The 10,769-nt window shown below is 36.1% G+C and carries 9 protein-coding genes; all 9 read left to right on the top strand.

Annotation, left to right across the window (positions count from 1 at the left end; all coding sequences use genetic code 11):
* Positions 1–182: 182 nt before the first annotated feature.
* Genes AB6C75_RS21625 through AB6C75_RS21665 form a run of 9 tightly spaced genes read left to right on the top strand, consistent with a single transcriptional unit; the run spans position 183 to position 10,624 of the window.
* Entirely contained in the window at positions 183–1,019 is an 837-nt protein-coding gene (locus AB6C75_RS21625; protein ID WP_372109196.1) for a CoA ester lyase, read from the top strand.
* A gap of 6 nt (positions 1,020–1,025) precedes the next feature.
* A complete protein-coding gene (locus AB6C75_RS21630; protein WP_372109198.1) occupies positions 1,026–1,529 on the top strand; it encodes a MaoC family dehydratase in 504 nt (167 codons plus the stop codon).
* Between the two features lie 6 nt (positions 1,530–1,535).
* Positions 1,536–2,441 (top strand): ornithine cyclodeaminase family protein, encoded by a 906-nt coding sequence (locus AB6C75_RS21635; RefSeq protein ID WP_372109200.1) that lies wholly within the window; start codon positions 1,536–1,538, stop codon positions 2,439–2,441.
* A gap of 14 nt (positions 2,442–2,455) precedes the next feature.
* The gene (locus tag AB6C75_RS21640; RefSeq protein ID WP_372109202.1) at positions 2,456–3,649 is read left to right on the top strand and encodes an aminotransferase class I/II-fold pyridoxal phosphate-dependent enzyme; all 1,194 of its coding nucleotides are present in this window, start codon (positions 2,456–2,458) and stop codon (positions 3,647–3,649) included.
* 5 nt (positions 3,650–3,654) lie between these two features.
* Positions 3,655–4,722: a cupin-like domain-containing protein gene (locus tag AB6C75_RS21645; protein WP_372109204.1), complete on the top strand. Its 1,068-nt coding sequence runs from the start codon at positions 3,655–3,657 to the stop codon at positions 4,720–4,722.
* A gap of 15 nt (positions 4,723–4,737) precedes the next feature.
* The gene (locus tag AB6C75_RS21650; RefSeq protein WP_372109205.1) at positions 4,738–5,814 is read left to right on the top strand and encodes a cupin domain-containing protein; all 1,077 of its coding nucleotides are present in this window, start codon (positions 4,738–4,740) and stop codon (positions 5,812–5,814) included.
* Positions 5,815–5,869: 55 nt separating this feature from the next.
* Positions 5,870–7,198 carry a hypothetical protein gene (locus tag AB6C75_RS21655; protein ID WP_372109207.1) on the top strand — a complete coding sequence of 443 codons (1,329 nt, stop codon included), beginning with the start codon at positions 5,870–5,872 and terminating at the stop codon, positions 7,196–7,198.
* Positions 7,188–9,446: an aminotransferase class I/II-fold pyridoxal phosphate-dependent enzyme gene (locus AB6C75_RS21660; protein WP_372109209.1), complete on the top strand. Its 2,259-nt coding sequence runs from the start codon at positions 7,188–7,190 to the stop codon at positions 9,444–9,446. Before AB6C75_RS21655 ends, AB6C75_RS21660 begins: the two co-directional genes overlap by 11 nt.
* Complete coding sequence (locus AB6C75_RS21665) at positions 9,443–10,624, top strand: MFS transporter (protein ID WP_371696237.1); 1,182 nt, start codon at positions 9,443–9,445, stop codon at positions 10,622–10,624. The genes AB6C75_RS21660 and AB6C75_RS21665 overlap by 4 nt, the downstream gene beginning before the upstream one ends.
* The last annotated feature ends 145 nt before the right edge of the window (positions 10,625–10,769 follow it).

A 10,769-nucleotide genomic window follows, 5' to 3' on the forward strand; every position in this document is an offset into this window, starting at 1 on the left:
AACTCTTTACCATGCTGTTCAAAAAACACTCACGAAAGATCAACACGCCCTAGCATGCGGTAGCCCTGTGCACTGCGTCACGTTTCTTATGTAAATTTTACGAGGTGTAGTGCTCTACATGTACAAGAAGACAAAGTGACTGTAATGTTCAGTTAACATTTTCTTGGTCGTGATTTATAAAAATGAGAAATTTTAAAAGTTGGTTGTGTGCTTCTGTATTTAATGAACAGTTAATTGATAAGTGCATTAAATATGATGCTGATATCATTCACTATGACATTGAAGACTCTGTTCCAGATGAGCAAAAAGAAAGAGCAAGATTGTCCTTAAATAAGATCTTCGAGTTGGTAAGTGAAGCCCGAACTGGCAAAAAATCGGCTTTAAGGATAAATTCTTTAAGCTCAACTGAAGGGTATCTTGATCTTCTCTATCTTAAAGAAAACGAAATAAAAGTAGACATTCTAATTCTGCCTAAAGCAAGGCTTGTAACTGATCTTCAAATAGTAAGTGATTTTTTTGGCGCTAAGTATGACATATATTTAGTCATAGAAAATACTCAAGCATTGAAGGAGTTGAGGGACTTAACATCAGCACCTAATAACCTTAAGGGGGTAATTTTTGGAGCAGCAGACTATGCTCTAGATATTGGAATGAATCCTCTAAAGACTGACTTTAAAATTGTTAAAACTCAAATTGTCCAAGAGGCAGCTCGGCTAAATATTAATGCTATCGATTCCCCATCTTTTGAGCTTAGAGATGAAGCAATAATAAAACTTGATTGCGCTGAAAGTAAACAAGTGGGATTTCTAGGGAAAATAGCCGTTCATCCATTTCAAGTTAAACATATTAATGAATCACTATTAGTTAGCAGTCAAGAGCTAAAAAAAATTACTCAACTTGTATCTACCGACATGACTGCCAATTCATCCATCGGTCGAAATGAAAGCGAAATGGCAGGCCCACCAATGATTAAATATGCGAATCGAGTTTTAAAAGAAGCTGCTGAAGATTGGGAATAGTTGGAAATGAAAAAAGCAATTAGTTGGTTAGAGCGTAAAGAAGGGAATCGTTTTGTTGAGGTTCATGGTCTTCGTTATGAGGATTTTGTCGTAGGAGAAACCTATGAACATACTCCAGGGCGAACAATTACGGAGACCGATAACATATGGCAATCATTGATCAACATGAACACCCATCCACTACATATTGACAACGAATATGCAGCTAAAACTGAATTTAAAAAACCATTAGTTTCTTCGTTAGTAACTTTTTCCATTGTTGGTGGCTTGAGTTTAAAGAGTACCAGTATGGGAGCAATTGCTAACTTAGGTTGGAAAAATGTAAACATGCCCCATCCCGTTTTTGTAGGTGACACATTAAGAGCAGAATCAACAATTATAGGTTTACGCGAGTCTAAAAGTCGTCCTTCAGATGGAATAGTTACAGTCGAAACTCGTGGGTATAATCAAAAAAATGAGCTAGTTATTGAATGGGAACGCTCTTTTTTAGTTCCGAAAAAGGTGAAGTAGGAAACAATGACGAAATTCATTACCTCTCAACAAATCGAATCAAGTCTTGATTTTAAAAAACTATTAAAAGAAATAAAATTTTCGATCGAGGATGGCTCATTTTCAAAAATACAAGCCCCGCAAAGGTTAATTATAAAAGATGAAAAAGGCTCGTATGGAGCAATGCCTGCATTAAGTGACGAAAATGGAGTTTTCATTACGAAAATAGCAACTTATCGTAAGGAAAACTCAGAAATTGGTATTCCTAGTGTTAATTCCATTGTCACTGTATTTGATAGCAGAAAAGGAACACTCCTATTTACACTAGATGGTGCCACAATAACCAACATTAAATGTAGAGCAGTGTCCGCGATTATAGCTGACTTTTGTACTCCAAACGACTCAAATGTATTGACAGTATTTGGTGCAGGAGTTCAAGCAATGCAACAAATTCTAGCGATAACTGCAATTAGACCAATAACAAAAATTAATATTTGCTCTAGAAGTTACAACGATAGTCACTTAAATGAGATCAGAAGTAAACTTTCAAGTGTTCGAGTGATTGAATGGTGTAATGCTAATGAACAATCGGTACTGGACGCGAATATAATCTGTACTGCTACTACAAGTGATGTGCCACTTATTCAAAATATGTGCAGCAATAAAAATGTGCATTATAGTTGCATTGGGAAACATACGAAGTTTAGCCGGGAAGTTTCGAGAGAAATTCTTTTAAATTCCACTGTTATCGTTGAAGACTTAAAAACAGCAATAGAAGAAGCTGGAGATGCTCATAAACATGCTATCGGGCTAAATGATCTGTTTTCTCAGGATTCGAAACGATTAAAAAACTCTCCAACAGTATTTAGCTCTACAGGCCATGCTAGTTTAGATTTGCTGGTAGCCAAACACATCATCCAAAAGTTAGTTTAGGGAGGCACAGATTCATGAATAAGTATGCCAATTTTATGAAAATGGTTGATATAAGCATGCCGAATTGGAAAAAAGCTGTTGACGGTGGCGTAGCCAAAATTAAAGTGTCAAATAGCTCTCAGGGACAGCTAAAGACAGAGTTAGGTCACTCATTTATAAATATGAGTTCTTGTTCTTATTTAGGTTTAAATGAACACCCTGAATTATTGAAAGGAGCAATGGGCGCACTAGATAATTTCGGTATGATAGCGCTTTCGCTGTCAAGGGCAAGAATTGGTCATGAACTAGTCGAACACTGTGAGGGGCAGTTGAGCAAGTTATTTGATTGCACAATTAAGCTAACTCCCAGTTGTACATCAGCATCAGTAGGTACACTTCCTCTATTGGCAAGCGGTGTTTTCACTGATGGAAGAAAGCCCATTGTTATTTTTGACAAAAGAGCGCACTTCTCAATGAACATTATGAAGCCTAGCTGTGCTGATGAGACCACAGTTGTTACATGTGAACACAATGACATCGAGCGAATAGAGGAGATATGCAAGGAAAATGACAATGTCGTGTATGTATGTGACGGAGCATATAGTACTGGAGGTGTAGCACCATTTGAAGAACTACAAAGGTTACAGAGAACATATGGATTGTTTCTATATATTGATGACTCACATTCAATATCTTGTTTCGGCCAAAATGGAATTGGAGTAGCCAAGTCGTTTTTTAATACACTAAATGAACGAACTTTTATTATTGCTTCATTGAATAAAGGGTTCGGTTCAGGCGGCGGGGTAATAATGATGGCAAATGAAATGCAAAAAGAAATTCTGGATTTTTGTGGAGGACCTATGTGTTGGTCGCAGACTTTAAGTACAGCGACATTAGGTGCTATTAGTGCAGCGAGTAAAATACATATGAGCGATGAAATTAGTATCTTACAACAAAAGCTTCGTACCAATGTTAGCTTGTTCGATGAGCTAACTCCAACAAGAACATCAAACAATGGACTAGCAATACGGAGAATTGACCTTAAAGCTGAAACTAACCCAATTCTAGTTTCTAAATATTTGTTTGATGAAGGTTTTTATGTTTCCCCTCTATTCTTCCCGATTATTCCAAGAGATTCTTCAGCGTTACGAATTATGTGCAGAGCGAATGTGCCAAAAAGCAAGGTGGCCACACTCTGTTCCCTATTATCAATAATAAATAAGGACTGAACCAAATGGACTTAAAAATTAACGACTTTGATTATATTGAATATCCGGGAGATGAGGAATTTTTTAATAAATACATAAAACAGCTTAAACCTGTCGTAATTAAGAATTTTTTTGCGGGGCAACCTATCGCTGATTTGAGTACAAAGGAAAAAACTCTGTCGCATTTGTGTAACTTGCCTATTGAAGTGCAAGAAGAGTACATGAGTCGATATATTAATGATATTAATACTAAAAACGACCATGTTGAATCAGAACATACCAAAAAAAGAAGTATTACCCTAAAGGAGTATTTCGATTATATCGAGAATAACCCCGAGTCGAAAGTAATGTGTATGGAGTTCCAATCGCCTGAGAAACTAGCGTCCCTTTACAATATACCTACCGTTTGCAATCCAAAAGATAACGAGAGTGAGGCAATAGTAAATCAATGCTTTGTAGGGAATAAAGGTAACACAGCAAGAATTCATTTTGATAAAGCAGGAACAAATGGCTTTCTATATCAGGTTTTTGGTCGAAAACGTTTTATTATTTGGCCGCATAAATCATCTAAGAAGCTATTGCCTTTCACTCAATTTGGTGCGTGGGCAATTGACAGAATGACAGACAAAGAACGCAGAGATTTCTTGTCTTTTACAGGAGGACAAGAAGTTGTCCTTCAGCAAGGCGACTGTATGTATGTACCTACTTTATGTTGGCACTACGCAGACTACATAGACGACTCTATGTCAATCAGTCTCCGCTTCAGAAGAGCGAATTACGTAACAAAACTAGCGAATGTACTATTCCCTGATTTCTATTACCAAGGGATTGTCCATAAAATAAGGAATCAAGATAATGCTGAAAAACTGTATCAGTCTTTAATAGATGAAATTGAATCTTTATCAAACATAGATTCAGAAAATGGCGTTGACGCTGTAAAGAAAATTCGAGAAGAAACAAAACGAATTTATAGCAAACTTTATCCAGAAGAAAAATTAGAGTCACATACCATTTTTGAATTGGAAGAACTACTTCCTCCGTTGCTGCCAAGCTATTACGAGAAAAATCATGCAGCTAGAAAAATTCATCAATAATATAAGGACATATTTGTGAAAAGTGAAAAAGTAAACGTTAAAGTTGTAGCGCGAGATGCAGTTCCAGCTATAACATCAATTATTGATCATGGTAAGACAATTGAACTTGGTGAACACAGAGACTTTAGGAACTCTTCAATTCTAAAGTCTTTTATGGATAATGCGAGACGTTGTTCATTGAGCTGGGTAAAGTTAACTGATGGTGAAATTCTTGAAAATCACCGGCATCCTACTGAGTCTATGATAATTGTTACATCGGGCTCTGTGTACCTTACGGGAGATAAACAACAACTAGCGAATGAAGGCGATGTTATATGCATAAATTCTGGAGCGCTACATGGTTTTAAAACTATTGAAGGGCAATGCTTTAGAGGTCTTTCGGTGCAGTTTGAAGGACTTGGTTTGTATGAAAACCAAAATAATCCTCGTGTTGTATTTGAATGTAATGGGTTTGAATCATTAATAGAGCTAAATGAAAAACATGTACTATATCATCACCAGAATCCGCTTTTTGATCTAGTGCGTAAAGGTGAGTTTAAATGTATTTCTAAAAGAAAAGTTTTTTTGCATTACCTATTGCGTTGGTCAAAAGCTTTTCAAAAAATGCTACATGCTAGACAAGCAACTGTTCAATCTGTTGAGTTTGAATCCATATATATTGATCACTTTGAAGAAGAGTTGGGGCATGACAAACTCTTGAGCGAACATTATGATCCGAGCTTACCTTATGACGCTCAATTAGAGTCAGCTTGCAATTGGTTTGTATACTCTATGTACACACTTGATGAGGTGCAACGTTTAGCATTAGTGCACCTAGTTGTAGAAACTTCAGGTCATATATTTGGGTCCTATTTGAAAAATATTATAAAGGGTGAACAAGATTACTTTGAGATTCATGCGGAAGCAGACGATGATCATTCATCTATAGGTCAAGAACATTTCAAAAATCTCACAAGAGAACAGTATCTGTCTCTATCCAAAACGTTGAATGAAGGGTGGAAGCATATGGATTTAATACATGAGCGCATTACTGACTTGATTGGAGAGTTTTCAACAGAAAGTAGTCAAAAAATATTTGAACCTGAAATATAGTAACGACAAGAGCCATTTTATATGGCTCTAATCATTTTAATTAGAGATTTTCATTATGTTTTCCGAAGATAATATAGCGATTCAGCTAGCTTTTGAGAGAGTCCAACACTGTTCTACTTACACCAAAGCATCGAATAATTGCCAAAATATTGTAACTGATTCTGGTGCGAGTAATGAAATGTACCGTCTGCTTCCGTCGTTATTCTGTATAGACAAACAGGATTACATTGAACTTTCACGCGCGTTAAAATCAATATACACCGCTCAAAATAAAATCATTCGCGCTGTACTTGAGCGAGACGGGGAAAAAAGGTTTTTAGAAAGGTTGGGTGTTTCTGTTGAATATCATAAGTATGTGAAATGGGATAATTTATATCATCCTAAAACATCTATTGCTAGAGCTGATGTAGTGCCAACTACAGAAAACTATAAAGTAGTCGAGCTAAACATTCACCCTGGAGTGGGGGGATTTATTTGCTCAGAAGCTTATAGCAGCTTAAGTGGAACTTTGGGATTACGGTTACCTCAAAAATGCTTTTCAGCATTTGATATCTTAGCTGAACATTTAAAGACACGTTCCGAAGGCTACAAACGACTAGTATTTGTTGATCTTGAAAGCCATCAGTCTAAAGGATATCCCAAATTTGAATCAATGAGAGATGCGGTTCAGCGAGTTGGCTTCGACATTCCCGTTTACGCGTGCACAGACAAAACAATGAATCTAGAGTGGCTTGAAGGTGATAGCAACACGTTGTTTTATCGTGGTTTTAGCATAGATGAAATCGCCGATGATAATGAAGAGTTTTTTTGGAGAATATTGAGTCAAGGAGCAAACCTTATCAATGGACTTGAAGATGAAATCAGAACTAATAAGTTATGGTTGGCCTACTTACATGACACTGAGTTTCAAAAGTTACTAACCAAGGGTGAGGTTCAAGCTATAAACGAGTATATCCCCAAAACCAAATTATTTGTTCGTGAGGACATACCTGTATACCTAAAAGACAAATCCAAGTTAATATTTAAAAAAGTAGATGGTTTTGCTGGGCAATCTATTTATATAGGAGGCGAGATTGCTGAAACGGATTTAGAAGACGTGTTATGTAATCTTAAAACTGGTTCTTTTATAGTACAAAATTTTCACGAGCCCGTAGAGTTTGATTCACTCATCGAGTCAGGGAGAAGTGTTGAGCCGGCTAAGTTCGTTTTAGGATTGTTTTCAGTCAATGACTCTTTTGGCGGTATGACGATTCGAGCGAGTAATACCTCTAAAATCGTGAACATTTCAAGTGGGGTTGCAAAAATAGGCTGGTGCTGTTCAACCACTGAAGTGGAGAGGAAGGGTATCATTACTGCACTTGAAGGGTTGACAAATGTTAAATAATTTAATGAATAAAATTAAAAACCTTGGAGTTTGCGAATACGGTGGAAGTATTCACGTTGCTAATACTCATTCAATGGAAGTAAATTACTCTAAATTTGGTTCAGAATTCCAGCTGCTCAATGAGCTAATTTTTTTTATTATAGGCGAGTACTTCGATAATAATTACTCGTTGGTTGCTAAGTATTTAGGTTACTCTCAAAAAGAAATAGAAATAATCTTTGCAATGGATGAAGATATAGATAAAAATTTTGTCGCTAGACCTGATGTGGTTTTCGATGGTATTGATCCTAAAATACTAGAACTTAATATTGGTGCCGCAATTGGTGGAATGTTTTTCTCCTCTCTATCACGATTAATTGATCATGATGACTGTGAATACGATACATTGCGGCTCTGGGCTAAATACATCATAAGTCGTTATCCAAGCTCTTCTACATTACATATCATTGAAGATGATAAATATTTTGAACGAATGAAAAGTTCGCTAGACGTTTTGGCGGCTGAACTGCAGAACTTCAATTCTAGTTCTGTTAAAGTTATTCGTTCATCTCAAGTGGAGTTAGTTAACGGATCATATGTAGGTGATGGGAAAGAAATAACTAATATACTTCCCATGTTTTCATTGAATGATATATTGTTAGATGAAAATAAATATCGCGCAATTCTAGATGGGTGTAGCTCTAGGCAAGTAAATGTTATTGGAGGACCAAAGTATGGCCTGATTGCCAATAAAATGTGGTTTGCAAAATTTTATGAATTGAAGAGTGAATTGCCAAAGCACTTCTCTCAATTTATTGAAAAATATATTCCAAAGACCTTTGTTTTGGAAAGTGATGTAGCCAAACATGTACGTCAGCATAAAAATGATTACGTTATCAAACCTGGTTCGGGATATGGTGGAAAAGATGTAATAATTGGAAAAAGTACACCTCCTGATTGCTGGCGAAAGTATATAAATAAGTTCGTAAATTCTAAATATATAGTTCAACAGTATATTCCCCCATCATTCCACGAGACTGTAACTTTAAATACAAACGGAAGATATGAAGTAATAGAAGCGTTTCCACTATATGGCTTCTTTCTAATAGATGGTAAATATTCAGGCGTGAGTATTCGAGCTTTACCAAAAAGCAGTGGTGATGTTGTTATTAGCATGAAAAATGGGGCTGTCAATGGCCCTTCCTCTATTAAAATGAGCAAGCTACCTAAACCAAGAGCAATTGCATTAAAAAAATTGCCTCAAATTACGCATAGCAAAAATGTCCGTACTCTAGTCAACAACGAACCGCCATATGGCTCTTATTTAAAACTATATCCAGAAACTGATTATAGTGTTTTAACTTCTGAATACGCGCGTTTCCAGAACTTTATAACAACAAATGCAAGTCAAACTGATTTACACAAAGAAAATATTTTGTTAACTGCTGGAGCTGTTGATGCTTTTAGACTAATTCTGGATACGTTCCTTGAACCTGCAATAGACAGTGTATGTATACCAATTCCTACATTTTTCGGGTTAATTCATTGGTCCGAAGTGCATGGACTAAATGTTGTAAAAACTACTTTAGAAAAACCTCATTACAATGAACTTAACTTAGACGTTATTCTAAATTCAAAGACAAAAGCAATAGTCTTATGCGATCCAAACAACCCAATTGGAACTCGACTTAGTCACCAACAAATTAAACTCCTTGCACATTGTTACCATGGCTTGGTTATTATTGACGAGGCGTATATTGAAATGTCTGAAGCCGAATCAAACGTTGCACTTTTAAAAGATTTAAAAAATGTAATGTTGATACGCACATTTTCCAAGGCGTTAGGATTAGCGGGTTTACGAGTTGGAGCTATTCTTTCTAACGAAGAAAATGTTCGGCATTTGAAGTCAATGCAAGAACCTTTTATTTTGTCCACACCAGTGATACAAGCGTTAAAACAAGAGCTTGCAGTTAATACACAAAGAGATGATATACAGCTATTCAAAGAGAGACGTGCAGAACTAATTATGATTTTAAAAACATTTAAAGGCATCAAGAGAGTATACGATAGCCATACTACGTTCATAACTATAGAATTATTCGAGTTAGAATCAATTGTTTCTGCATTGGAAAAACATGATATATCAGTGGTAATTGAACCTTCTGGTTTGAAAAACACTATTAGAATTTCACTATCTAATTACGATATTGTGAATAAAGTAGTCGGTATCTTGAAAAACTTAAATAGAATAGTGGAGGGACTATTATGATCGTTCTTTATTTTATAGTTCTATTGGGAGGCTTAGGGGTATCCTTGGTATATCCTATCCTAGCACCAATGGTGTTGGAGTCAGACGGCTTCTCTTTTATGTATTTTCAGTCAGTTAATAAAGAAACTGCATTTGGTATTTTATTAGTAAGTTATCCACTTGGTATTATCATTGGATCTCCCATTATTGGAAAACTCTCAGATAAGTATGGCAAGAGAATCCTACTAATGACGTCAATAGGGCTTTCAATCTTTGGTTATATCTTCTCGGCAATAACGATTATGATGAATAATTTTGAATTGTTTTTTCTGTCTCGAATTCTGTTGGGTATGTTCGAGGGAAAGATATCTTTGGCGAGAGCAATGGCAGCGGAGTTTGCTGAAAAAAATGACGTAATGGTCCCATTGTCCAAGGTAAATGCGGCTTCTTATACTGGCTTAATGTGTGGTCCCATAGTTGGGGGGCTACTTTACCCTTTTGGAGCCGAAGTAATCTTTTTATCTGTCAGTGTTGTATACTCTATTTCACTTGTAATTGTATACATGAAGTTGAATCTACCTGAACGGACGAATATCAATCAAAATGATGTTAAAACTAGTACTTCTCAGAAATCAGAATATATAAACCTTATGGGCGTACATCTATTGACTGGCATGGCAATTGGTACTGCGTACCATTTTCTGCCTGCTTGGATGACATTGACACTTAATTTTTCTCCAAGTGATATAGCTGAAATTAACGCTGTAATGACTATCATTATGATTTTTACAAGTGCTGTTCTAATACAACGTTTAGTTTCTATTTTTAGTTCATTGCAACTGTATATTTCCGCCTCCATATGTCTAATATGTATCTACTCTATTATGGCTTTATTTAATGATAAAATTTCACTTTTTCTATTTCTATTTTCTGGTTCATTCATTTCCATAATGTCTAGTTCCTATTCTTCTTTTGTGATTGGTAGACTGGGAAAGCAGAACTCTGGATTGCTATTTGGCCGACTTACCTCTTTGTCTAGCTTCGCTACAATCATTGCAGCAATCATTGCTTCTCAATTATTAGCCCTCGGTGCGAATATGCCAATTGCTATGGCAGCTTTTCTTATTTTTGTAGTTTTAATCTATTTTGTATTTAAATATAGAACCGTCATTCCGCACCCAATTCAGGAATTAAAATAGTGTGATTCAGCGATCGTTTACAGAAACCGGTCGCACTAACTACTTGACCGCGATCCCCAGTTTTGTCTATTACTGCTATTTAACGGTCGCTTATTAGGGCGTGTTGATCTTTGCTGTACATTTCGCGTTCAACAATACATCGGTA

Origin of the sequence: Vibrio sp. 10N.237.312.B06, from assembly GCF_041464685.1 — a bacterium.
GTDB lineage: Bacteria > Pseudomonadota > Gammaproteobacteria > Enterobacterales > Vibrionaceae > Vibrio > Vibrio tasmaniensis_A.

Excerpts from the sequence above, each read along its gene's own strand:
- AB6C75_RS21625 (WP_372109196.1), top strand. The coding sequence starts at position 183 with ATGAGAAATTTTAAAAGTTGGTTGTGTGCTTCTGTATTTAATGAACAG.
- AB6C75_RS21630 (WP_372109198.1), top strand. The coding sequence starts at position 1,026 with ATGAAAAAAGCAATTAGTTGGTTAGAGCGTAAAGAAGGGAATCGTTTT.
- AB6C75_RS21635 (WP_372109200.1), top strand. The coding sequence starts at position 1,536 with ATGACGAAATTCATTACCTCTCAACAAATCGAATCAAGTCTTGATTTT.
- AB6C75_RS21640 (WP_372109202.1), top strand. The coding sequence starts at position 2,456 with ATGAATAAGTATGCCAATTTTATGAAAATGGTTGATATAAGCATGCCG.
- AB6C75_RS21645 (WP_372109204.1), top strand. The coding sequence starts at position 3,655 with ATGGACTTAAAAATTAACGACTTTGATTATATTGAATATCCGGGAGAT.
- AB6C75_RS21655 (WP_372109207.1), top strand. The coding sequence starts at position 5,870 with ATGTTTTCCGAAGATAATATAGCGATTCAGCTAGCTTTTGAGAGAGTC.
- AB6C75_RS21660 (WP_372109209.1), top strand. The coding sequence starts at position 7,188 with ATGTTAAATAATTTAATGAATAAAATTAAAAACCTTGGAGTTTGCGAA.
- AB6C75_RS21665 (WP_371696237.1), top strand. The coding sequence starts at position 9,443 with ATGATCGTTCTTTATTTTATAGTTCTATTGGGAGGCTTAGGGGTATCC.